Consider the following 23,913-nt stretch of genomic DNA (forward strand, 5'->3'; position numbering starts at 1 on the left):
GAAGGAGGGTCGATCGGCATGATTGGCTTCATAATTGCCGGGCTGATTATTGGCGTCCTGGCGCGGTTGTTTAAGCCAGGCAAGCAGAACCTCGGCTGGATAGCCACCCTGCTGCTGGGATTGGCCGGTTCGGTGATCGGCGGGGGCATTGCCAGCCTGCTGGGTACCGGCAGCATCTTTGAACTGAACGTGCTCGGCTTCATCGTGGCGGTTATCGCCGCCGTTGCTTTGGTCGGGGTGGCCGAAAGCATCGCGGGGCGCAAACAAATCCGCAGTTAAGAGGAGACCGCAGCGGCCGGTTCCAGCGACCAGCCGTCGAGCCGGGGATGATGCAAGGCTACTTGCGTTGCCGGCGGGCCCGGCGCTCCTTGATGCGGACCTGGGTCAGTCGTGCCACCCCGGCAATGGCAACGACGACGGCGCCGGCGACGGCTGCGATCAGCAGAGCCATGCCCAGCGGGATGGAACCTTCGAGTCCGAAAAACACGATCCTGGCCGGCCCCTGGTTTTGCAGAATGAAGATGATCAGCAGAATCAGCAGCACAATGGAAACGGTTGTGGCTGCCCACAGGGCACCGGTCCGCGATCCCTTTGCGGCCGGCTCGTGACGGGCGCGTTCCTGGTCGCCGGACTCTGGCTTGCGGGGCTGTTCTTTGCCGCCACTGGGAGTCGGACCAGGCTTCTGTCCTGGGATCGGATCCTCGGGCGTTCCTGGTTCCTCGCTCATCACTCTGATTCCCTTCAGCTCAATTGCTTCTGGACGATAGGCTAACAGGCAGTGTCCTTATTATCTTCGAAGCGGGAGCCGACATGAGCGAGACGAAGCAGCAAGCCGATACAGACCCCAACAGCACCAAGGGGTCCTATGTCACTGGCGGCCAGGAATTCAAGCGGGACACCAACTACATCGAAACCCGGATCACCAAGGACGGGCGCGACGGCTACCCGGTTGAAGCCGGCCGGTACAGGCTGGTGGCAGCCCGGGCATGCCCTTGGGCCAACCGGACCATTATCGTCAGGCGCTTGCTCGGGTTGGAGGATGCGATTTCCATCGGGCTGCCCGGCCCGACCCATGACAAGCGCAGTTGGACATTCGATCTGGATCCGGGCGGCAAGGATCCTGTACTCGGCATTGAACGATTGCAGGAGGCATTTTTCAAGCGAGACCCCGACTACCCGCGCGGGATCACGGTGCCCGCCGTCGTCGACATTGCCTCCGGCGCGGTGGTGACCAACAATTTTCCGCAGATCACCCTCGATTTCTCCAGTGAATGGACCGGGTTTCAGCGCGATGGTGCGCCGGACCTCTACCCGGAGGACAAGCGCGAGGAAATCGACCAGGTCAATAAGCGAGTCTTCACCGAGGTCAATAATGGTGTCTACCGGTGCGGATTCGCCGGGTCCCAGCAGGCGTACAACGAGGCTTACGACCGGCTGTTCACGGCCCTGGATTGGCTGGAAGACCGGTTGAGCCAGCAACGCTATCTGGTCGGTGACACGATCACCGAGGCTGACGTGCGGTTGTTCACCACTCTGGCCAGGTTCGATCCCGTCTACCACGGGCATTTCAAATGCAACCGGACCAAGCTCTCCGAAATGCCGGCGCTGTGGGGCTATGCCAGGGATCTTTTCCAGACGCCCGGATTCGGGGACACCATCGACTTTGTGCAGATCAAGCAGCACTACTACATCGTTCACGAGGACATTAACCCGACGCAGATTGTGCCGAAGGGCCCGGACCTGTCGGAATGGCTCAGCGAGCACGGGCGCGAACAACTCGGCGGGCGCCCCTTCGGCAACGGCACCGCCCCGGGCCCGGTCCGCGAGGATGAAAAGGTCGCCGCCGGCCACAATCCGATGTATCCGGCGTAGCCGGGCGGTGCCCGACGGGCCGCTGCGGGGATGGCTGCCGCGCCGCAGACGTAATGTTAATTAGGGAACGTGGACGTTTCCTATTAGCCGGTTCCATAGGCTAGCCTTACTTAAGTTCAGATTGTACGGAGCTTGAGGAGGTGCGTGGCGTGGCCATTGCCCCGCATACAAAGCGCGATCCGCACGCGGATACCCTCACGATCCCCTCATCACCGGCGGCACAGGATGAAGCGGTGTCTCCAGTCAGCCCGGCCGGCCCGGCCGGCCCGGCCGTCACGACCGCACCGAAGGCCGCCGGCCGCAGCACCAGACGAAGCCATAACGGGCTGAAACTGGCGGCCGCCGTCGTCGTGCTGTTGATCTTCTGTGCCGCCTCCCTGGCCTTCGGGGCGCGGGCGACCAGCATCGACGTCGTGATTGAGGCGTTGACCAATTTCGACCCGTCCAACGGCGACCATGCAGTGGTCCGCGCCCGGATCCCCCGCACGATAACCGGGCTCTGCGTCGGCATCGCGTTGGGACTGGCAGGTGCGGCAATGCAGGGCGTGGCACGTAACCCGCTGGCCGACCCGGGGATTCTGGGCGTGAACTCCGGCGCCGCCTTGGCCGTCGTATTCGCCATCTACTTTTTGGGCGTGACCAATCTGACCGGCTACATCTGGTTCGCCTTCCTCGGCGCCGCCGTCGCCGCCATCATCGTCTACGCCATCGCCAGCCTCGGTCGTGAAGGGGCGACGCCGGTCAAGCTCGCCCTGGCCGGCGCAGCGTTGAGTGCCGGGCTGGCATCGCTGATGAACGCCGTCCTCGTCTCCTCAAAAAAGACTTTGGACGAATTCCGCTTCTGGCAGGTGGGATCGATCTCCGGCCGCGACTGGGACCTGATCCTGCCGGTGATTCCTTTTTTGGCCGCGGGCGTGGTGATCACCATGTTCACCGGCCGGATCCTCAACGGGTTGTCCCTGGGCGACGACGTGGCCCGCGGCCTGGGGCAGAAGGTGGGGCTGACCCGGGCCATTACGGCCGTCGGCATCGTCATCCTGTGTGGCGGGGCAACGGCGATGGCCGGGCCGATCGCCTTCGTGGGACTGGTGATCCCGCACATGGTGCGGACCATCTGCGGGCCCGACTACCGCTGGATCCTGCCGTTCTCGGCCGTCGCCGCCCCGCTGCTGGTGATCGGGGCCGACGTCGTGGGCCGGGTGATCCTGCCGCCGTCGGAGATCCCTGCCGGCATCATGACAGCGCTGGTCGGAGCGCCGGTCTTTATCTGGCTGGTCCGCCGCCGCAAGCTGGTGTCCCTGTAAATGACAGCCACTCTGTGCGAGCACCGCCCGTCCGGCGTCGACGCGATCCGCAGCGCGCGGAAGCGCAACTCCCGCCGCACCCGGATCGTGATCCCGTCGCTGGCCGTCGCCGTCGTCGGGCTCTTCATGGTCAGTGTGCTGCTTGGCTCGTTCACCGTAACCATTCCGGACTTCTTCCGCCTGCTGGGCGGCGCGGAGATCCCGGGCGCGACCTTCATCGTGATGGAACACAAGCTGCCGCGGGCGGTGATTGCGGTGCTGATCGGCGTGGCATTCGGAGTCTCCGGCACCATCTTCCAGACCATGCTGCGCAACCCGCTGGCCAGCCCGGATATCATCGGCATCAGCTACGGAGCCAGCGCGTCGGCCGTTTTCGCCATTGTGGTCTTCGGCGCGGCGGGAGCCACCGTTTCCATCGCGGCACTGGTCGGAGCGCTGGTGGTGGCGGCGGCCATCTATGCGCTGTCCCGGCGCGGGGGAGTGGCCGGTTACCGGCTGATCCTGGTGGGTATCGGGTTCGCCGCCATCATGACGGCAGTGGTGAACTACCTGATGACCCGTACTGACGTCACGACCGCGCAGGAAGCCCTGGTGTGGGTGACCGGGTCGCTCAACTCCAGCAACTGGAGCCGGGTCAGTATCCTGGGCGCGTCGCTGGTGCTGCTGCTGCCGATCGCCACCGCACTGTCCAGGAACCTGCGGGGCCTGGAAATGGGCGACGACGCCGCCGCCGGCCTGGGTGTTCCGGTCGAACGGTCGCGGCTGGGGCTGATCCTGGTCGGTGTTGCACTGGCTGCGGTGGCGACGGCGGCCGCCGGGCCGGTTGCCTTTATCGCGTTCCTGTCCGGTCCCATCGCCCGCCGGGCTCTGGGCGGCAAGGCCTCCCTGACTGCAGCTGCGATGGTCGGAGCGCTGATTGTGCTGGCCGCCGACTTCGTTGCCGCAAACATGATCCCAAACGTGTCCTTGCCCGTCGGTGTGATCACCGGGGCCATGGGCGCACCGTTCCTGCTGTGGCTGCTGGTTTCGACCAACCGCAACGGTACGGCCGGCTGAGGAAGGAAGACAATGACCTCAACCCATACCCTGCAGGCAGAGCAACTGACCTTGGGCTACGACGACCGCACCGTGGTCGACGACCTGACGGTGACGATCCCGACCGGCATGGTCACCATGATTGTCGGGGCCAACGCGTGCGGAAAGTCCACGCTGCTGCGCGGGCTGGCGCGGCTGCTGAAGCCGAAATCCGGCAACGTGCTGCTCGACGGCAAGTCCATCCATTCGGTACCCACCCGCCAGGTGGCCACGCAACTCGGGCTGCTGCCGCAGACACCGCTGGCTCCCGACGGGATCACGGTCTCCGACCTGGTGGGTCGCGGCCGGTACCCCCATCAGGGCTGGTTCCGGCAATGGAGCAAGGACGACGACGCCGCCGTCGCCGCCGCGCTCGCGGACACAGACACCCTCGAGTTGGCCGGCCGGCCGGTGGATGAGCTCTCGGGCGGGCAGCGGCAACGCGTCTGGATTGCCATGGCCCTGGCACAGGAGACCGGGATCCTGCTGCTCGACGAGCCCACCACCTTCCTGGACGTCAGCCACCAGGTGGAGGTGCTGGACCTGCTGACCGACTTGAACCACCGCACCGGCACTACGATCGCGATCGTGCTGCATGACCTGAATCTGGCCGCTCGGTACGCGGATCACCTGATCGCCTTGAAGGATGGCGGTATCGCTGCATCCGGCAAACCCGACGAAGTGGTGGACGAAGACTTGATGCGGGATGTCTTCGGGATGGATTCGAAGGTGGTGCCGGATCCGGTATCCGGCACACCAATGATTGTTCCGATTGGCCGGCACCGCCTCCGGCCGGGCGGCGCCGACCCGGGTGGAGAAACCGGTCCGGGTGGAGGTGCCGTTCCGGGTGGAGATTCCGACATGGAAAGAAAGACCGGCCCATCCTCCCCCGCCGACACCGGCACGCAGGACCATCCGGAAACCGGAGCCCGCCGCCAGGGCACCAACCCAATAGGAGCACATTCATGACCGCCGCCGTCGACGCCCCGCCGCTGCTTGCCTTTGAGGTTGAAGTCGCCCGCATCGAAGAGCTGACCCCTGTCTTCCGGCGCATCACGTTTGCCGGCGACTGCCTCAGCCGGTTCAGCCGTGGCCCGGAAGTCCACCAGCGGGAGGTCCATCAGCGAGGGGCCCACCAGCGGGACCGTTCCAACCTGGACCTGAGGATCAAACTGATGATCCCCTCCAACGGGAACCCGCTGCCCCGTTTCGACACCCTCGCCAAGGGGTGGTACCAGCAATGGCTGGCCATGGATCCGGAAGTCCGTGGACACATGCGCACCTACTCGGTGCGAAACACCAGGGTGGACGGCCCGGAGGCCGAACACAACGGCCCCGAAATCGACGTGGACTTCGTCATCCACCTGGACGCCGACGGCCACGGAGGGCCGGCGTCGAACTGGGCGGCCGGAGCCGAAGTGGGCGACCGATTGACCATTATCGGCCCGAACGAATCCGCGGATACCTATGGAGGCATCGAATGGTCACCGCCCGCCATGGAGCTCGGCCAGGCCGCCGGGTATGTGGACGAGCTCCATCCGCGCAGCCGCAGGGTGCTCTTTGCCGGTGACGAAACCGCCGTTCCGGCGATCAGCTCCATCCTCGAGGCGCTCCCGCCCGGCTATACCGGCAATGCCTATCTGGAAGTTCCCACGGCCGCCGACTTTATGGATGTGGCGACTGCATCCGACGTCGAGATCACCTGGATCGCCCGCAACGACCGGCAGCACGGGGAAGCCTTATCCGCAGCAGTGCGTGGCGGACGTGGACTGCTCAGTGCAGCCGGAATGCACCACCGGGGCGAAGAACCCGAAGACGTGGACATCGATAGCACGATCCTCTGGGATACTCCGGCGCTTGCCGGAGAACCCGGCGGTGAGGCGGAGCAGGACACGGCCGCGGGCGAATCGGAGAACTTCTATGCGTGGATTGCCGGCGAGGCCGGAACCGTCAAGGAACTGCGCCGCTATTTGGTGCGGGATCTCGGTGTCGATCGCCGGCGGGTGGCCTTCATGGGGTACTGGCGCCGCGGCCGCTCCGAGGGCGGTGCCTGACTGCCCGGTCTGACTGGGGGCCTGACTGCACGGCCTGAGTCGTTCGGGCCGGGAGTAATCCGCGGCCTTCCAGGTACGAACCGTCCATATTTCCCGTTCTGTACTCCCGGCACGAACACCGCCGGCCGACGCGTGCCACCTGCAACCCCTGGCGCGCCTAGTAATCTGTGGTGGTGACATTCGCGAAACGATACGTGGCCCTGGGCGATTCCTTCACCGAAGGCGTCGGTGATCCGGATCCAGGACTGCCCAACGGCGTGCGCGGCTGGGCCGACCGGGTGGCCGAACAGCTCTGCCGGGCGGATCCGGAGGCCGGCTACGCGAACCTGGCGATCCGCGGCCGCAAGCTGGCCCGGATCATGCACGAGCAGATCGACGCCGCCGTCGAGCTGCGGCCCACCCTGGTCACCATTTACGCCGGCGGGAACGACATTCTGCGCCCGCAGATCGATATCGATCAGCTGATGCAGACCTACGACGACGGCATCGCACGGCTGGCAGCCACCGGCGCCGACGTCGTCATGTTCACCGGCTTCGACGCCGTCGCTTCGCCGGTCTTCAGCAAGATGCGCGGCAGGACCGCCATTTACAATGAGCTGCTGCGCGAAGTGGCCGATAAACACGAAGCGATGGTCGTCGACTACTGGCGGTTCGACGAATACAACGACCCGCGCATGTGGGATACGGACCGGCTGCATATGTCCACGGCCGGGCACATCAACATGGCGGCGAAGGTGCTGGACAAGCTGGAAGCCGAACATGCCATTGAACTGCCGCAGCTTCAGGAACTGGCGCCGGCCGCGCGGCTGGAAGCGCTGAAGGCAGACGCGGCCTGGGTGCGCCGGTTCGTCGGCCCGTGGGTGGGCCGCCGGTTGCGGGGTGTCTCTTCCGGCGATGCACTCACAGCGCGGTATCCGCAATTGCAACGAGTCGGGGATGGGTAGGCTGGGCAGTATGCCCGTAACACCACCCATTGCCCCCAAAGACCCCATCACCCGGACGCATCACGGCCACGAATTCGTGGACAACTACGAATGGCTCCGCGACAAGGACTCGGAGCAGGTGATCAGCCACCTGAAGGCCGAAAACGAGTACACCGACGCCGTCACCGCGGACCAGGAACAGCTGCGCGACGATATCTTCAACGAGATCAAGTCCCGGACCAAGGAAACCGATCTGTCCGTCCCGTCCCGGAAAGGTCGCTGGTGGTACTACACCCGCACGGTGGAAGGCGGCCAGCACGCGGCGTTTTACCGGGTGGCGGCCGACGGCGGGTGGACTCCGCCGGTGATCGAGCCGGGCGTGGCGTTCGACGGCGAACAGCTGCTGCTCGACGGCAATGCCGAGGCTGAGGGGCAGCCGTTTTTCTCGATCGGGGCATTCACCGTGTCCGAATGCGGCAATTTCCTCGCCTACTCGCTGGACCTGAAGGGCGACGAACGCTTCACCATGCGGGTGAAGGACCTGCGCACCGGCGAACTGCTGCCCGACGAAATCCCCGACGTCTTCTACTCGGCCGACTTCAACCTCGACGCCACAGCCGTCTACTACACGGTGCTCGACGATTCCTGGCGCCCGTGTGAGATCCGCAAGCACGTGCTGGGTGCGCCGGTGGCGGACGACACCGCCGTCTACACCGACACAGATCAGGGGATGTGGGTCGGGGTCGACCCGTCCGCCAGCCGGAAATACCTGTTCATCTCATCGAGCTGCAGCGAATACAGCGAAGTCCACATCCTCGATGTGTCAGTGTCCGACGCCGAGCCGCAGCTGGTACTGAGCCGGGACGCACGGGTGCTTTACGACGTCGAACATGTGGAGCTCGACGGTGCGGACCGCTTCATCGCAGTGCACAATCATGACGCCGTCAATTCCATGGTCTCGCTGCTCACCCCCGGCGCCCCGCCGCAGGATTGGCGGACAGTGGTGGCCCATTCGCCCACCCGGCGGATCGACGGCGTTTCGGCGTTGGCCGGCCACCTGCTGCTGGGGGTGCGGGAAGACACCCTGGAGACGGTGAAGATCCTGCCGCTGGCCGGTTTGGGGACAGTGGATCAACGCCCCTGGTGGTCGCCGGAATTCGATGAGGAACTGTACTCATGCTCGGCCGGGGCCAGCGCATATGACGCCCCGGTGATCAGGGTCGCCTACCGTTCCTTTATCACCCCGCCGAGGATTTACGACCTTGGCCTGGCCGGCACTGATGAGTCGCCGCTGGGCGAAGGGGAACTGGCGTTGCGCAAGGAAACCCCGGTCTTGGGCGGCTACAACCCCGCCGACTACCAGCAGCGCCGCCTGTGGGCGACCGCCGCCGACGGCACCCGGATACCGGTATCGGTGATCTGCCGGGCGGGGATGGAGCCGGATGGAACCCATAATGCGCTGATCTACGGATACGGTTCCTACGAAGTCTCCATGGACCCGGAGTTCTCCATTGCCCGGTTGTCGCTGCTGGACCGTGGCGTGGTGTTCGCCATCGCCCACGTCCGTGGCGGCGGCGAGCTCGGGCGGCCCTGGTATGACGACGGCAAGAAGCTCAACAAACGGAACTCATTCACCGACTTCGTGGACTGTTCGCGGTTCCTGCTCGAGGAAGGCTGGGCCGCCGAGGGGCGGCTTGCAGCCATGGGCGGCAGTGCCGGCGGACTGTTGATGGGGGCGGTGCTGAACCTCGCCCCTCAACTGTACTGCGGCGTCGTCGCGCAGGTTCCTTTCGTGGACACGCTGACCAGCATCCTGGATCCTGAACTGCCGCTGTCCGCCCTCGAATGGGAGGAATGGGGCAACCCCATTGAGAGCGCTGAGGTGTATGAGTACATGGCATCCTACTCTCCATACGAGAACGTCCGCGACGTTCAGTACCCCGCGATTGCAGCCGTGACCAGCCTGCACGACACCCGGGTGCTCTACGTGGAACCGGCTAAGTGGGTGGCGAAGCTGCGCGATGTTGCCCCCGACGGCGGGCCGGTGGTGCTCAAGACGGAAATGCAGGGCGGACACGGAGGAGCCAGCGGCCGGTACGAGGTTTGGAAGGACCGGGCGTGGGACTTTGCCTTCATCCTCGCGTGCTTCGAAGACCGTTCCTGACCCTGGCCCGAGTCCGGACACAACGGCGGCGCCGCCGGCCATGCCGGGGCGCCGCCAGGGCCCGAATGCGGGTCAGTCCAGGATGTTGAGACCGGTGGCCCAGTTGAAACTGTCGTAGGCCGAGTTGGCCTGGAGGGCCATCACCAGCAGCTGGAACCCTTCCAGCTCGCGTGCGTGGTGTAGTCCTCCGACCTCCAGGGGACGCAGTCCCGCATCGCGGACGAAGCCGGACACTTGGGCGCGGGCCTCCTGTGCACCGGCGATGAAGACGTCCAGCGGCTTGTCACCGGCCTTGCCCTCGGCCAGAGTCGTCGCAAAAGTCGTGTTGAAGGCCTTGACGACCTGGGCGTCGGGCACGAGGGCGGCGATCTCTTGGGCTGCGGAGCTGTCGGCCGGAACAACCAGGGAGTCGAATGTTTCGAAGTTCACCGGGTTGGAGATGTCCACCAGGACCTTGCCGGACAGCACCCCGGCGTTGGTCGAAACATAGTCTTTCGCGCCGTCGAATGGCAGAGCCAGCACGACGACGCCGGCTGCGGGTGTGTCCGCGATGGAGCCGGCGGACGCACCTGGTCCGAGTTCAGCGGCCAGTTCTGATGCTTTGGCGCCGTCCCGGGCAAGGAACTGTACGGTCTGGCCCGATGCAATTGCACGTGAACCGATGCCACGTGCCATGTTGCCGGTTCCAATAATGCTGATGGTGGTCATTGTTTTCTTCTTTCCGAAGAGGTGGTCGAGCAGTTTCACATATCCGTCACTGCGTCGGCTTCATATACTTGAAGCTACAATCAATCTAGGTGTGTTGCGTTGAAGTGTCAAGTGCTTGTGGGATAATCGGGTTATGACTGAACCCCAATGGCTCACGCCCCGGGAACGCCAGGCCTGGCTGGCCCTGGTGTTCGCCTCAACAGTGGTGCCGGCGGCCATGGACAGCCAGCTGCTGCGCGACGGCAAGGTGTCGCTGTTCAGCTACAACGTCCTGGCGATGCTCTCTGAGGCGCCGGACCGCGTGTTGCCGATGAGCGAGCTCGCCGCCCGGACCAGCTCCTCATTGTCCCGGCTGTCCCACGTGGTGAGGAAGCTCCAGGAACGGGGCTGGATCGAGCGCAGCACCAGCGAAGATGATGCCAGGGTGACGACGGCGTATCTGACGGACGAGGGGATGTCCACCATCCAGGCGCTGGCACCAGAGCATGTACGGACGGTCAGGGAGATGATCTTTGACGGCCTGGGAGAGCAGGATGTGCGTGACCTGGAACGGGTCGGCAAGAAGATCGTCGGCCGGATCGATCCTGACCATTGGCTGCTGCGCGGCTGACCCCGATGGCGCCCGCGGACGGTCGGCCGGGACCGTCCCAAGACCTGCTGATGCGGCGGGTGTGAGCTCCGGTGAAGGCTCCTGTGAAGCCAATTGGTCTTATTAGGTGCGCAGAATTAGAATAGACAGGCGTTAAGTTGTGCAACGCCGTCTGCTGATACCCAACGAGGCAGCCGGGAAGTTGCGCAGGAACCCGTACATACCTAGAATTGAAGGCTGTCGTAGTGGTGGAGTCCACTTCTTACGCACCTGATCTTCACCGTCGTCGGCGCGCCAGTGGAACGCAGGCAGTTTGCTGCCCGGGTTCCTACGGATAGTCCGTAGTAATAGCGGTGTCATTACTGGTGACGGGACGCTCTTAACCGCAACAAGTTTTGCTGAAACTGCGTACTGTGTCATCAGCTACATCAACTACTGGAGGAGAGTCATGGCAGCCCACTGCCAAGTGACCGGAGCCGAGCCGGGCTTTGGAAACAACATTTCGCACTCGCACCGGCGCACCAGGCGCCGGTTCGACCCGAATATTCAGAAGAAGCGTTACTGGGTTCCCTCCCTGCGCCGCAATGTGACCCTGCAGGTCTCCGCCAAGGGGATTAAGACCATTGACGCTCGTGGCATCGATACCGTGGTCGCCGAGATCATGGCCCGTGGGGTGAAGCTCTAATGGCAAAAGTCCAGGACGTTCGTCCGATTATCAAGCTCAAGTCCACCGCGGGCACCGGTTTCACCTACGTGACCCGGAAGAATCGTCGTAACAACCCTGACCGTCTGGTCATGAAGAAGTACGACCCGAAGATCCGCAAGCACGTCGAATTCAGAGAGGAGCGCTAAGCATGGCGAAGAAGTCGAAGATCGCACGCAATGAGCAGCGCAAGATCGTTGTTGACCGCTACGCCGCGAAGCGCCGCGAGCTGAAGAAGACGCTGGTCGACGAGAAGGCATCGGACGAGGCACGTGAAGAGGCCCGCGTCGGCCTGCAGAAGCTGCCCCGCGATGCTTCCCCCGTCCGGCTGCGCAGCCGCGACCAAATCGACGGACGCCCCCGCGGGACTTTGCAAAAGTTCGGAATCTCGCGCGTACGGTTCCGCGATATGGCACACAAGGGCCAGCTGCCCGGCGTGACCAAGTCCAGCTGGTAATCCAGCGGCGAAATCCGCTTCAGAAAAGGCGGCGACCATCAGGTCGCCGCCTTTTTCATACCCGATGTGGCACCGCGTTGTGCCGCCGGAGTGCCGCCGGAGTGCCGCCGGAGAGCTGCCGACGGCCGAAAAACCGGCCAAAACCACGTCATTTGACTGAAAAATCGCTAAAAATGCCTGAATTTGCGCGTCTTTTCCCCTGAAGCTGGTAGGTTTTTCCAACAGAGGCACTCACATCCGTGCTGTGCTCGCCAGCTGAATAGTTAGAGTCCAGGAGGACAAAAATTGGCTAAGAACCGTAGTGAACTGGTTTCCGAAGTTGCTGCAAAGGCTGAGACCAGCCAGACTGCTGTGAATTCCGTGCTTGACGCCCTGTTCGAGGTTTTCTCCACCTCGGTTTCCAAGGGCGAGAAGATCACCATCCCGGGCTGGCTCGCTGTTGAGCGTACGGACCGTGCCGCACGCCAGGGCCGCAACCCGCAGACCGGTGAGACCATCCAGATTGCCGCCGGCCACAGCGTCAAGCTGACTGCCGGAAGCAAGCTGAAGGCAGCTGCCAAGTAGTCGCAACAGACTCTTCGAAAGGGGCGGTGGCCAAGGGCCGCCGCCCCTTTCGCATTTAAGGAGCGGATGTCACGGTGAGAGGCGGCACAGAATTAGCCGATCTTCGAGCTGTAAGTAGAGAATAGTTAACGTGTCAGCAGTATCCAGCAAGACCGGCCCGGACAATGGACAGCGTACGACGGCGGCAGCGGCGCCTGCCGGAGTCCGCGCGCCCTGGTTGCTGGCCGGCCTGGGCGTGGCGATTCTCGCGACTACGATTGCCCTGATCTTCTCCGGAGCCGCGGCGGCACGGATCGCCGCTGATCCCGGCGCAGTTGTCCGCTGGGGCCTGCCGCTGGCGGATGCCGTGCACAATATGGCGATGACGGCAGTGATTGGCTCTCTGGTGTTCGCAGTCATGATCCTGCCCCGAACCGTGGAGAAACGGCGGCGCGGCCCGGGAGCGGAAACCCACGAGCACCCGGCGTTCAAGCGGGCCATGTTGCTCGCGTCCTGGTCGTCGGTGGTGTGGACTTTGTCGGCCGTCGCCGTACTCGTATTTACCTTCTCGGACGCCGCCGGGATGCCGGTATCCGCGGGCAAGCAGTACACCAGCGAGTTGCTGTATTTCATGATCGACCTGGAAATCGGGCAGGCCTGGCTGATCGTGACATTGATTGCCGCCGTGGTCACCACCCTGACGTTCGGCGTCCGCTCGCTGTCCGGGCTCGGGGCCACCGCCGTGCTGGCCACGGTCGCTCTGGTTCCGATGGCGCTGATAGGCCATTCGGCCAGCGCCGATGACCACATGGGCGCCATTACCTCGCTCGGCCTGCACCTGATCGGCATTTGTCTCTGGGTCGGCGGCATCATCACCCTGGCCGCGGTGTCCCGGCAGCTGCGCGGCGGACAGCAGCCGGCGCCGGTTGCGGGCTCCGACCCCGGCGCCGACAGCCAGGGAGAGGTGCCGGCAACGACGGATATTACCGCCGTCGTGCTTTCCCGTTTTTCCACCCTGGCCGGCTTCGCGTTCGTCCTGGTGTTCGCCTCAGGGATCATCAACGCCCAAATCAGGCTGGGTGACTGGGGTGCGCTCACCTCCGACTACGGCCAGCTGGTGCTGGTCAAGACGTTCGCCACATTGCTGCTCGGGGCCATCGGGTTCATGCACCGCCAGTGGGTGCTGCCACAGTTGAACGCCGGATCCGCCAGCCGGGTGATGTCCGCCCGCCGGGCAGTGTGGCAGCTGATCCTCGGCGAGCTGCTGATCCTGGGAGCCACCGTGGGCGTGGCGGTCGCGCTGAGCCGGACCGCGACCCCGGTTCCCGAGGAGCTGCCTCCCGATGCCACCCCGGCCAGGATCCTGACCGACTATCCGCTCCCTCCCGAACTGACCCCCATCCGCTGGCTGACCGAATGGCGCCTCGACTGGCTATGGGTGGCGTTCGCGCTGACGGTAGGCATTGGATACCTGATCGGCCGGCATAAGGTGGCCCGCCGCGGAGACAGCTGGCCGTGGTTGCGCACGATCAGCTGGATCGTCGGTCTGCTGGCGCTGACCTACTTCACCTCCGGACCGCCGGCGGTCTACGGCAAGATCCTGTTCAGCGCGCACATGGTGGACCATATGGCGCTGACCATGATCGTGCCGATTTTCCTGGTGCTCGGCGCGCCGGTGACGCTGGCACTGAAGGCCCTTCCACCACGCGGGGACGGAACCCGCGGGTTCCGGGAGTGGATCCTGGTGATCGTGCACTCGAAGTTCTCCCGGCTGGTCACCCATCCCATCTTCGTGGCCGTGAACTTCGCGGGCAGCATCATCATCTTCTACTACTCGCCGCTGTTCGGCTACGCCTTGCAATGGCACGTGGGTCACGAGTTGATGGTCCTGCATTTCACCATGACTGGGTACCTGTTTGTGCTGTCGCTGATCGGCATCGACCCCATACCCCGTCGGCCGGCGTACCCGTTGCGGCTGTTGATGCTGCTGGCCACTATGGCCTTCCACGCCTTCTTCGGGGTATCGCTGATGAGCTCGGAGGCGCTGCTGCAGGCCGACTGGTTCGGCAACATGGGCAGGCCATGGGGCCCGTCCGCGATCGAGGACCAACAATTGGGCGGCGCCATCACCTGGGGGATCGGCGAGATTCCGACCGTCGCGCTGGCGATCATCGTGGCAATGATGTGGTCGCGCAGTGACGCCCGTGAAATGAAACGTAAAGATCGGGCCGCAGACAGAAATAATGAGGCCGAACTTAGCGCTTATAACGATATGTTTGCCAGACTGGCTGAACACGACGAAGAGCTTGAGAAGCGAAGGACCAGATGAGAACAAACTACCGTGTGCGCGCCTCCGAACTGGAAGGCCGCGGTTGGCTGAACACCGGTGGAAAGCAACTCACGATAGGCGGTCTGCAGGGCAAAATCGCTTTGCTCGATTTCTGGACCTTCTGCTGCATTAATTGCCTGCATGTCCTCGATGAGTTGCGGCCGCTGGAAGAGAAGTACTCCGACGTGCTGGTCACAGTCGGGGTACATTCGCCCAAGTTTGAACACGAAGCTGACCCGGAAGCGCTGGCTTCCGCCGTCGCGCGTTATGAAATCCATCATCCGGTGCTCGACGACCCCGAACTGGCCACGTGGCAGGCCTACGCCGCCCGTGCCTGGCCGACCCTCGTCGTCGTCGACCCGGAGGGGTACATCGTTGCCCATCTGGCCGGCGAAGGCCATGCCGACGGGCTGGACTCTCTCATCGATGAGCTGATCGCCGAGCACGAGGAAAAGGGCACCCTGCACCGCGGCGACGGGCCGTATGTCCCCGCCGAGACGCCGTCGCGGGACCTGCGCTTCCCCGGCAAGGTGCTGGCGCTGCCCGACGGAAACTTCCTGGTTGGCGACACCGGCCACCACCGGTTGGTCGAACTGGCCCCGGACCTGACAACAGTGGTGCGGACCATTGGCACCGGCGAACGCGGCGAGGCCGACGGGGGAGCCGATACTGCCCGGTTCAACGAGCCGCAGGGCCTGGCGCTGCTTCCGGCCGAGGTCCGCGGCCAGGTGGGGTACGACGTCGTCGTCGCCGATTCTGTCAATCACCTGCTGCGCGGGGTCCGGCTGGATAACGGCGAAGTACGCACCGTCGTCGGCTCCGGTGTGCAGCGGTTGCTGGACGCCGAGGCCTCACGGCGGACGGCCAAGGAGGCCGACAATGCCGCCGTGCCCGAGCCCGTCGGAGACGCGGCCGCGCATGTCATCGCCGTCGATGCGCCGGACCCCGCGGCAGGGACCACAGAGCCCGCGGGCGCCGCCGACGGAACCGGGTTCGAGTATCACGCTCCGCGCACTGTCGCGCTGTCATCGCCCTGGGACGTTCTCTGGTCCGAACAGGCCGGCGCACTGGTGGTCGCGATGGCAGGCGTGCATCAACTGTTCTGCTTCGACCCTGTTGCCGACACGGTTGGCATTTTCGCCGGAGCCGGTGACGAAGGCCTGCTCGACGGCAGTGCACGCGATGCCTGGTTCGCCCAGCCTTCCGGCCTGGCGCAGGACATCAACGGCAACATCTGGGTCGCGGATTCGGAATCCTCGGCCGTTCGGGTGGTCAGTTTCGTCGACTTCAAGGAGGGGCCTGGTTCCCGTCGGGTCCAGGTGCAGACCGGCGTTGGCACCGGCCTGTTCGACTTCGGGTTCCGCGACGGCGATGCCGAAGCCGCCCGGATGCAGCACCCGCTGGGTATCGCGGACCTGCCCGACGGCTCCGTTGCCATTGCGGACACCTACAACGGGGCCGTGCGCCGGTTCGATCCCGTCACCCGGCAGATGAGCACGCTGGCCAAAGGGCTGGCCGAGCCTTCGGACGTGCTGCTCGACAGCGCCGCCGCTCAGAACGGTGCCGGCGAACCGGTGCTGATTGTGGTGGAGTCCAACAAGCACCGTCTGGTCCGGATCCCCATCCCCAAATCAGCACAGAAGGTCGATGAGGGTGCCTCCCGGACTCAACGTCCAAGCACCGACGTCGCCTCCGGCCCGTTTGACGTGACGGTGCGCTTTTCGGCGCCAACCGGACAGAAACTCGATGATCGCTGGGGAGATCCCACCCAGTTGAAAATTTCGGCCACGCCGCCGGAGCTGCTCAGCGGGGGCGGCGGCACCTCGGTGGGCCTGAGTCGCACGGTGACCTTGGCCGAGGGCGTCAGCGAAGGTGTGCTGCACATCGCCGCGCGCGCTGCCGCCTGCGACGGCGAGGAAGGTGGGGAGATTCCGATGCATGCCGCCTGCCACATGTACCAGCAAGACTGGGGGATTCCAATCAGCCTGAGTGCGGGCGGGGACACGGAGCTGGCCCTGGACCTGCGCGGGCTGGACTAACGCCGTCGCGCGCGACACAGCCAGCTAGCCAGTAATCGGGGTGACGCTGACGTTGCCGTTGTTCACATTCAGTCGGGCGGTGAACCGGTAGTCGTGTTCCGCCCGCAGCGGTGAAACGTCGCCGGAGAACGTGTCGATCTTCTTGCTGCGCACCACGGCAGTGCCCTTCAACGGCTTCAGCACCCACTTGTTTTTGTACGCCTCGATCTGAATCGTGGGGTAGTCAGTGATTTTCCAATTGATTTTCGCGTCGGGCGCCAGGAACGGGGTGCCCGGGTGGGAAAACGGGCACCCGCTGGGATAGAAGACATCCTGGGTGGCGCACTTGTTCAAGTACTGGCGCAGCTTGGTGCTGACATCGTTGATCAGTTGCTTGGTCGGCTCCGCCGCGAGTTTCAGCTGGGACGACGACGAGTCCTGCCGGGTGCTGACGGCGACTTCAACGGGCTTTGCCTTGAAGTATTCGGTTTTGTACGAGGCGGAGTACTCTCCGGGGTAAAAGACGGCGAAACTCGCCTCCCCCTTCGGCAGCCCGACCTTTTCACCGTTGACGGTGGCGTGGTTCCCGTTGACCACCGATGCCGTGACCGTGGGCAGGGTGCTGGGAACGAAGGCCCATTCGTCGAAGAACAGCCATACGGTGTCCACCTTTTCGAGCTTGAACGAGGTGGTCAGAGTATTGCCATCGACGGTGTATTCGACCGGGACGGTGACGTGCTGCTCGTCGGAGCTTTTGGCATCCCCAATATTGACGTTGTCGACGTCGTCCATGGCGGCCTTGAGCCCGGGGCCGTCCAGCATGGCCGGGTTGGCCCCCTCGGGGATGGAGGCCTGCAGCAGGCCAAGAGCCTTGCCGCCTTCGCCGTCGCGCAACGCCTGCAGGTATTGGGCGACCTGTTGCTTCGGCCCGTACACGTTGGTGTTGACCAGGAAGATGGTCAGGATGGCAGCCACGATGACCAGTGTCAGCACCAACAGCCAGATGGCTGCTGTGCGGAGGGCGGCGGAGGTGGAATGCACGCCTGACACGTTACCGTCTTAAGGGTCGGGGGATGCCACCGCCCATGCCGTATTGCGCCGTAATGCGACCAGTGCCACGTTCCTCCCGGGGAGGTTATGAGGCCTGTTGCCCGGATGCGTTGGCTTCGCTGCGGGCGGCTTCGATTTCGTCCTGCCGGTCCTGGATTGCTTCCTGGGTCAGCGCCGCGCCAGCCTCGGGGTCGCGGGTCAGGCTGTTTCCGGTTTCCGGGTCAAAGAGGTGCACTTTGCGGGTGTCGACCCACAGCTCGGCGTCGCGTCCTGCCCGAATCCGGCTGGCGGAGTCGAGCGTGACGACAATTTGCGGCTTCAGCTCATCGGCGTCGAGATCCTTGGCCAGCGAGTTGAGCAGATCCCTCACCTCCGGCGCCGGATCAAAATCCATGTAGCCATACTGCTCATTGCCCAGCCATTCGGTGTGGGTCAGGCGGGTGGTGAATGTCGCCCCGAGCGGCTTCTTCGCCTCGTCGACCAGTTTGGCGTCTTCGAAGAACTCGGGCCTGATCCCCACCATGACAATCTTCTTGCCTTCGGCCTTGTCCAGCTTGTGCTGCGGAATCTCCAGCTCGCCCAGCACCGTTTGGAGCTTGCCGTTTTCCACCTGCCCCGGAATGAAGTTCATCGACGGCGAGCCAATGAACCCCGCCACGAAGATGTTCGTCGGCTCTTCATACAACTCCCGCGGCGAGGCAATCTGCTGCAGGATGCCTTTCTTCAGCACGGCGACACGGTCCCCGAGAGTCATGGCCTCGGTCTGGTCGTGGGTGACATAGACCGAGGTGACACCGAGACGACGCTGCATCTGGGAGATCTCCGAGCGCATCTGGCCGCGCAGCTTCGCATCCAGGTTGGACAGCGGCTCGTCGAACAGGAAGGCGTCGGCTTGCCGGACGATGGCCCTGCCCATGGCAACGCGCTGCCGCTGACCGCCGGACAGATTGGCCGGTTTCCGTTCCAGATGCTCGGTCAGCTCCAGCGTTGCGGCCGCGGCCTGCACCCGCTTGTTGGTCTCCTCCTCGCTGTGCTTGCCCTTGGCCAGCCGCAGGGGGAAAGCAATGTTCTCGTAGACCGTCAAGTGGGGGTACAGCGCGTAGTTCTGGAATACCATGGCCAGGTTCCGGTCCCGGGGCGCCTTGTCATTGACCCGCTCGCCGTCGATCAGCAACTCGCCTTCGGTGATGTCCTCCAGCCCGACGATCATCCGCAGCAGGGTTGACTTGCCGCAGCCGGAGGGGCCCACCAGGATGATGAATTCGCCGTCGTCAATATCGATGCTGACGTCGTTGACCGCCGGGAAGCCGTCGCCGTACTTCTTGACGAGATTCTGCAAAGTAATGGAAGCCATTGGGTTCAAATCCTTCTGTCGTATCGGGATCGGCGGGCGGCGGCCGGGGCGTCACCCCTTGACGGCACCTTGAGTCAGGCCTGAAACGATCTGCCGCTGGAAGAACAGCACCAGCAGCACAATCGGGATAGTCACGATGATGGCGGCGGCTGAGATCGCCCCGGTCGGTGACTGGAACTGTGAGGCACCGGTAAAGAAGGCCAGCGCTGCCGGAACCGGCCTCGCCGCTTCTGTGGAGGTCAGCGAGATGCCATAAACGAAGTCGTTCCAGGCGATGAAGAAGGCAATGATCGCCGTCGTGAAGACGCCCGGTGCTGCCAGCGGCACGATCGCCTTGCGGAAAGCCTGCCAGCTGGTGGCACCGTCCACTTGGGCCGCCTGCTCAAGCTCCCAGGGAATCTGCCGGAAGAACGCCGCCAGGGTCCAAATGGAAATCGGCAGCGTCAGCGACAGGTACGGAATGATCAGGCCAATCCAGGTGTCGTAGAGGCCGATATTGCGCCACAGGTTGAACAGCGGGGTGACAATGGAGATCACCGGGAAGATCGAGACCGCCAGTGCCGTGGTCAGGATCAGCTTCTTGCCTGGAAAGTTCAGCCGGGCGATGGCGTAGGCACAGAGGGTGGCCAGCACGACGGCGATAAAGGTGGCGATGACTGTAATGCCGATTGAATTCCGCAACGCCGGCAGGAAGAGGTCCTGGGCGGAGCCGACCAGGATCTGTTCATAGTTCTGACCGGTCCAGTTGGTGGGCAGGAACTTGCCGGATGTCAGGTCGCTCGGGGTCTTGAACGAGGTCGCAAAGATGGAAGCAACAGGGAACAGCGCGTACAGCAGCACCAGAACGGTGATGACCGTCCACCAGATCTTCTCGGTGCGGGTGGAAGCTCTCATCACTTATCTCCTGTGTTGCCGGAAAGATCCACTTTGAACAGCTTGATGGCGATGAAGGCGATCAGCAGCACGCAGATGAACAGCAGCACCGAGATCGCCGAGCCCAATCCGATTTCCAACCTGGTGATGGACGTGCGGTAGGCCAGCAGCGACAGCACCTCCGTGCCGTACTCGCCGTTGGTCATAATGAACACATTGTCGAAAATGCGGAAGGCGTCAAGCGCCCGGAACAGCACTGCCACCATGATGGCGGCCTTCATGTTCGGGATGATGACCCGCCGCATCCGCTCCCACCAGGTGGCGCCGTCGACCTCTGCCGCCTCGGTCAGTTCGCCGGGAACCTGGGCAAGCCCGGCGAGGAGCAGCAGTGAGATGAACGGGGTGGTCTTCCAGATTTCGGAGGCCATGATCACAAACAGCGCGGTCCAGGTTCCGGCGAACCAGTTGGTGTCTTCGGAGATGAACGGCAACCAGCCGAACCAGGAGTTGATGTAGCCGGAGTTGATATCGAAGGCGTAGAACCATGCGTAGGCCGAGACCACCGTGATGATGCCGTAGGGGACCAGGATGGCGGTGCGCAGCAGGCCGCGTACAGATTTCAAGGCCTTGTGCATCACCAGCGCCAGCGCGAAGCCCAGCACCAGTTCCACGGCGACGGTGATGACGGTGATCAGCAGCGTCACACCGAGGTCCCGCCACCACACGACGTCGGTCAGTATGGTGATGTAGTTGCCGAACCAGATGAACTGGCTCTCGTCCGGGGCGGTGAGCCGCAGGGAGAACAACGACTCCACGAACGCCTGCAGGATCGGATACAGCGTCACGGCCAGCATCACGATGAATGCCGGTCCAGCCAGGTACCAGCCCAGCCGGCGTTCGGCCTTCACCCTGTCACTGTGCACCTGCTTGGGTCGTTTCTCCGCGGCATGGGCGCCCCGTCTATTCGCGGTTGTACTGCTCACAGCAGCTTCTCCCCTCTGAGCACCGCAAGAATGAATTCCTGTGTCTGAGCCGGCGTCGTGTCCGGTTCAACGCCGCCCGGCGGCGACCACTCCTGCTGGATTCCGGTGGAAATCTCGTTGTAGTACTCCGTCTGCGGGCGGGGAGCGGCCAGTTCCAGTGACTTGCGGATGGTGTCCGCCATCGGGAACTGGTCCTCGATCCGCGGATCCTCATAGGCTTGAGAGTTCGACGGCGGGTTGCCATTGGTCAGGAAATAGTAGGTCTGGTGCTCCGGCTGGACAATGCATTCGATGGCGTCGAAGGCCAGTTCGGGATGGTCGCTGTTGGCGCCGACGCCGAGGTTGATGCCACCCAGCGGTGGCGCCGCCGGCCGGTCCGCATGGACCCGCGGCCAGACTGCCCACCCGGTGTCTTCGAGCACTGATTGATCCAACGTTCCAGCCTCGACGGCGGCGTTCATGGCCGGCCAGACGAACGGATAGTTGACCATGAAGGACCCGGCGTCCGTCTGGAATTGCGTGAGCGAATCATTTTCCGTCGAGGTGGCCAGGCCCGGACCTCCGAGCCCCTTGTCGCCAATGGTGCCAATGATCCGTGCCGCTTCCCGCCCGGCATCACTGGTCAACCCCAACTCCAGCTCGTCGGCCGGGGCGCCGGGATTGCGGAGGATCCGGCCGCCGGCGGATTCGATAAGTCCATTGACCCAGACCGTCATGGATTCGGCCGGAGCGCCCTGCACACCCAGCTCCTTGTCCTGGTTGGCGGCCGCTTCCATGATTTGGTCCCACGTCACCGGTTGGCTCATGTCGAGCCCGGCCGCCTCGGCCACGGATTCGCGGTACCAGAGGATTTGCGTGTTGGCCCAGAACGGGACGGTCACCAGTTCGTCCTGCCACATGGCGCCGGCCAAAGCACCATCGAGCGTGTTGCGTGTGGTGCGCTCGGCGACGTCGTCGGGAACGGGCTCGAGGAAGACAGACAGTTCCGGTATGAACGGCGGATCAATGCTCATGATGTCCAGCGAGGAATCGCCGGCCGCCAACCGGCGGGCGAGTTGTTCGCGCTGGGCGGCGGCGTCGCGCGGCAGCAGCGACGTTTCGATCCGGTACTGGCCGTTGGCGGCTTCCGTGCACCGCTTGGCCAGTTCAGCCTGGCCGCCGTCGTCGGGGTTGATGTACCAGGTCAATGTGGGCGATTCCGCCTCGGCAGCGCAACCGGTCAGCAAAGTGGCTGTTAAAGCCAACGATCCCAACGTCGCCTTAAACTGCGGCGAACGCCGGGGACGGGGCCGATCGCCCCGATTCAGCTGCTTACTCACCGCGCCTCCACATCTTCGTAGATAACTGTCTCTTGAAGATATGCCCTAAGTGCGCTTAAGGAAAGAGAGAAGGTCGGCCATTCCGATGAATTCCGGCCGGGTATTGTCCTCCCGCGCCAGCGGGTTTACGGCCCCGGGGCCGGCGGTCGATCCAGCGGGGTCGCAGAATGTGCTGTATGTGCCGTAATCGCAGCTATTTTGCTACTGACAGGGGCGGCCGTTGCACATTGCCGCTGACCGCTTCGGCGGGGTCGTTGCCGAGTTGGACAATCGAATTGGCTGCATCAACGTGGACCACTGTCGGAACGTATTCACGGGCTTCCGCAGTGCTCATTTGACCATACGTGATCAGAATGACGACGTCGTTCGGCTGCACCAGGTGCGCCGCCGGCCCATTAATGCCCAGGACTCCGGAACCGCGTTCACCGGCGATGGTGTATGTCTCCAGCCGGGAGCCATTGGTGACGTCGACAATCGACACCAGCTCGCCGGGGAGGATATCGGCGGCGTCGAGCAGATCCAGGTCCACGGTCACGGAGCCGACATAGTGCAAATCCGCATGTGTGACGGTGGCGCGGTGGATTTTGGACTTGAACATGGTGCGATTCATAAAGAACCATTCTACTGCCCGCCGGCACACAATGGACACCCGGCGCGGAACAGGCTTAGACCCCGGCGAACGAACTCTCGGCCAGCGACTCTCGGCCAGCTGTTCGCGCCAGCGGGTCGGGCGGCGGGCTGCGCCCTCGCCTGCTGCTATGGTGCTACTGTCGATTCCCTTTCCTGCGCTGCCAAAGCTTCAATCCTTTCAGCGCGGCACGGATCAGCCGGATCATGGTGCCTCCCTCGTGTGGAAACTTTTCTCTGTTAGTCTACATGTCAATTATAAGTGTGCTGACTAGCTAGTTTAGTTTCACACGATTATTGTGGGTAAGAGAGGTGGCTGATCAGAGGCCAGCCATTTCCCCTGTGGCGAGGAGGAAGAAATGATCAGCATCGGACAAATCGATAAAGTCCTGCAGCATTCCGGCTCGGTTTTTGATCAAAGGGGTGACCGGGTGGGGGAGGTTGCGCAGGTATTTGTCGGTGATGAATCCGGCCGGCCGGAGTGGGTGACCGTAAAAACAGGATTGTTTGGACGTTCCGAAACATTCGTCCCGCTCCGTGAAGCGTCCATGGACGGTAACGACATCCGGGTTCCCATTGAAAAGAACCAGATTAAGGATGCGCCCCGCACCGATGGCGCATCGGGACATGTAGATCCCACGCAGGAAGCTGAGCTATATCGCCACTACGGACTGGAGCCGGCCGGGGAGGCGGACGAAACCCGCGACGACCCGGCCGGAGGCACGGACGGACCCGACGGCGGCGGCCGACACGTCCAGCGGGATGACGCCGACCGGCACATCCCGAGCGCGGATGGCGTCCGGCTGCGTAAGTACACCGTCACCGAACATGTGACGATGTCCGTCCCGGTCGAACGTGAACACGTCGAAGTTGTGCACGACGATGATGACGATGCGCAGGCCGCAGGGAGGGAAGACCCGTATAACTCCGAATCGCATGGCCGACATCCCGAGCAGGGATGACAACCAG

The 23,913-nt window shown here is 63.7% G+C and carries 24 protein-coding genes; 16 read left to right on the top strand and 8 right to left on the bottom strand.

Annotation, left to right across the window (positions count from 1 at the left end; genetic code table 11):
* The first annotated feature begins 18 nt into the window (after window positions 1-18).
* On the top strand, window positions 19-279 hold the full coding sequence (locus H535_RS0110240; protein ID WP_026819477.1) for a GlsB/YeaQ/YmgE family stress response membrane protein: 261 nt from the start codon (window positions 19-21) through the stop codon (window positions 277-279).
* A 58-nt stretch (window positions 280-337) separates the two neighbouring features.
* Here the strand turns inward: H535_RS0110240 and H535_RS28385 are convergent, their stop codons facing one another.
* Window positions 338-727: a lipopolysaccharide assembly protein LapA domain-containing protein gene (locus tag H535_RS28385; protein WP_081416583.1), complete on the bottom strand. Its 390-nt coding sequence runs from the start codon at window positions 725-727 to the stop codon at window positions 338-340.
* An 83-nt stretch (window positions 728-810) separates the two neighbouring features.
* Between H535_RS28385 and H535_RS0110250 the strand changes: the two genes are divergently transcribed.
* The 7 genes from H535_RS0110250 (at window position 811) to H535_RS0110280 (ending at window position 9,391) form a co-directional block, all read left to right on the top strand.
* Complete coding sequence (locus tag H535_RS0110250; RefSeq protein WP_026819478.1) at window positions 811-1,872, top strand: glutathione S-transferase family protein; 1,062 nt, start codon at window positions 811-813, stop codon at window positions 1,870-1,872.
* 233 nt (window positions 1,873-2,105) lie between these two features.
* Window positions 2,106-3,176 (top strand): FecCD family ABC transporter permease, encoded by a 1,071-nt coding sequence (locus H535_RS24700; protein WP_081416604.1) that lies wholly within the window; start codon window positions 2,106-2,108, stop codon window positions 3,174-3,176.
* Window positions 3,177-3,302: 126 nt separating this feature from the next.
* Entirely contained in the window at window positions 3,303-4,232 is a 930-nt protein-coding gene (locus H535_RS24705; protein WP_245580263.1) for a FecCD family ABC transporter permease, read from the top strand.
* Window positions 4,233-4,244: 12 nt separating this feature from the next.
* A complete protein-coding gene (locus H535_RS24710) occupies window positions 4,245-5,219 on the top strand; it encodes an ABC transporter ATP-binding protein (RefSeq protein WP_081416585.1) in 975 nt (324 codons plus the stop codon).
* A complete protein-coding gene (locus H535_RS0110270; RefSeq protein WP_026819479.1) occupies window positions 5,216-6,304 on the top strand; it encodes a siderophore-interacting protein in 1,089 nt (362 codons plus the stop codon). The genes H535_RS24710 and H535_RS0110270 overlap by 4 nt, the downstream gene beginning before the upstream one ends.
* 173 nt (window positions 6,305-6,477) lie before the next feature.
* Window positions 6,478-7,248: an SGNH/GDSL hydrolase family protein gene (locus tag H535_RS0110275; RefSeq protein ID WP_026819480.1), complete on the top strand. Its 771-nt coding sequence runs from the start codon at window positions 6,478-6,480 to the stop codon at window positions 7,246-7,248.
* Window positions 7,249-7,258: 10 nt separating this feature from the next.
* Entirely contained in the window at window positions 7,259-9,391 is a 2,133-nt protein-coding gene (locus tag H535_RS0110280; RefSeq protein ID WP_245580261.1) for a S9 family peptidase, read from the top strand.
* A 72-nt stretch (window positions 9,392-9,463) separates the two neighbouring features.
* On the opposite strand, the gene H535_RS0110285 is transcribed toward H535_RS0110280, so the two are convergent.
* Window positions 9,464-10,099, bottom strand: a complete 636-nt coding sequence (locus tag H535_RS0110285; protein WP_026819482.1) for an NADPH-dependent F420 reductase — start codon at window positions 10,097-10,099, stop codon at window positions 9,464-9,466.
* A 133-nt stretch (window positions 10,100-10,232) separates the two neighbouring features.
* Between H535_RS0110285 and H535_RS0110290 the strand changes: the two genes are divergently transcribed.
* The 7 genes from H535_RS0110290 (at window position 10,233) to H535_RS0110320 (ending at window position 16,759) form a co-directional block, all read left to right on the top strand.
* Window positions 10,233-10,709, top strand: coding sequence for a MarR family winged helix-turn-helix transcriptional regulator (locus H535_RS0110290; RefSeq protein WP_026819483.1), 477 nt, complete (start codon window positions 10,233-10,235; stop codon window positions 10,707-10,709).
* 427 nt (window positions 10,710-11,136) lie between these two features.
* Window positions 11,137-11,373, top strand: coding sequence for a 50S ribosomal protein L28 (gene rpmB / locus H535_RS0110295; protein WP_026819484.1), 237 nt, complete (start codon window positions 11,137-11,139; stop codon window positions 11,371-11,373).
* Window positions 11,373-11,540, top strand: a complete 168-nt coding sequence (gene rpmG, locus H535_RS0110300) for a 50S ribosomal protein L33 (RefSeq protein WP_026819485.1) — start codon at window positions 11,373-11,375, stop codon at window positions 11,538-11,540. The genes rpmB and rpmG overlap by 1 nt, the downstream gene beginning before the upstream one ends.
* Window positions 11,541-11,542: 2 nt before the next feature.
* A complete protein-coding gene (gene rpsN, locus H535_RS0110305; protein ID WP_026819486.1) occupies window positions 11,543-11,848 on the top strand; it encodes a 30S ribosomal protein S14 in 306 nt (101 codons plus the stop codon).
* A gap of 285 nt (window positions 11,849-12,133) precedes the next feature.
* Complete coding sequence (locus H535_RS0110310) at window positions 12,134-12,412, top strand: HU family DNA-binding protein (protein WP_026819487.1); 279 nt, start codon at window positions 12,134-12,136, stop codon at window positions 12,410-12,412.
* A gap of 121 nt (window positions 12,413-12,533) precedes the next feature.
* On the top strand, window positions 12,534-14,720 hold the full coding sequence (locus H535_RS0110315) for a bifunctional copper resistance protein CopD/cytochrome c oxidase assembly protein (protein WP_051298995.1): 2,187 nt from the start codon (window positions 12,534-12,536) through the stop codon (window positions 14,718-14,720).
* A complete protein-coding gene (locus H535_RS0110320) occupies window positions 14,717-16,759 on the top strand; it encodes an NHL domain-containing thioredoxin family protein (protein ID WP_026819489.1) in 2,043 nt (680 codons plus the stop codon). Before H535_RS0110315 ends, H535_RS0110320 begins: the two co-directional genes overlap by 4 nt.
* Window positions 16,760-16,783: 24 nt before the next feature.
* Here the strand turns inward: H535_RS0110320 and H535_RS0110325 are convergent, their stop codons facing one another.
* From H535_RS0110325 to panD, 6 genes are all read right to left on the bottom strand, one after another.
* The gene (locus H535_RS0110325) at window positions 16,784-17,779 is read right to left on the bottom strand and encodes a hypothetical protein (protein ID WP_035769204.1); all 996 of its coding nucleotides are present in this window, start codon (window positions 17,777-17,779) and stop codon (window positions 16,784-16,786) included.
* Between the two features lie 94 nt (window positions 17,780-17,873).
* Complete coding sequence (locus tag H535_RS0110330) at window positions 17,874-19,142, bottom strand: ABC transporter ATP-binding protein (protein WP_026819491.1); 1,269 nt, start codon at window positions 19,140-19,142, stop codon at window positions 17,874-17,876.
* 51 nt (window positions 19,143-19,193) lie between these two features.
* Entirely contained in the window at window positions 19,194-20,036 is an 843-nt protein-coding gene (locus H535_RS0110335; RefSeq protein WP_026819492.1) for a carbohydrate ABC transporter permease, read from the bottom strand.
* Window positions 20,036-20,998: a carbohydrate ABC transporter permease gene (locus H535_RS0110340; RefSeq protein ID WP_026819493.1), complete on the bottom strand. Its 963-nt coding sequence runs from the start codon at window positions 20,996-20,998 to the stop codon at window positions 20,036-20,038. The genes H535_RS0110335 and H535_RS0110340 overlap by 1 nt, the downstream gene beginning before the upstream one ends.
* Window positions 20,995-22,305 (bottom strand): extracellular solute-binding protein, encoded by a 1,311-nt coding sequence (locus H535_RS0110345; RefSeq protein ID WP_211236578.1) that lies wholly within the window; start codon window positions 22,303-22,305, stop codon window positions 20,995-20,997. Before H535_RS0110345 ends, H535_RS0110340 begins: the two co-directional genes overlap by 4 nt.
* A 205-nt stretch (window positions 22,306-22,510) precedes the next feature.
* On the bottom strand, window positions 22,511-22,927 hold the full coding sequence (gene panD, locus H535_RS0110355; protein WP_026819495.1) for an aspartate 1-decarboxylase: 417 nt from the start codon (window positions 22,925-22,927) through the stop codon (window positions 22,511-22,513).
* A 376-nt stretch (window positions 22,928-23,303) separates the two neighbouring features.
* Here panD and H535_RS24715 point away from each other — a divergent pair, with 376 nt between their 5' ends.
* Entirely contained in the window at window positions 23,304-23,906 is a 603-nt protein-coding gene (locus tag H535_RS24715) for a PRC-barrel domain-containing protein (protein WP_051298998.1), read from the top strand.
* Window positions 23,907-23,913 lie beyond the last annotated feature (7 nt).

The organism is Arthrobacter castelli DSM 16402 (genome assembly GCF_000430705.1).
GTDB lineage: Bacteria > Actinomycetota > Actinomycetes > Actinomycetales > Micrococcaceae > Arthrobacter_C > Arthrobacter_C castelli.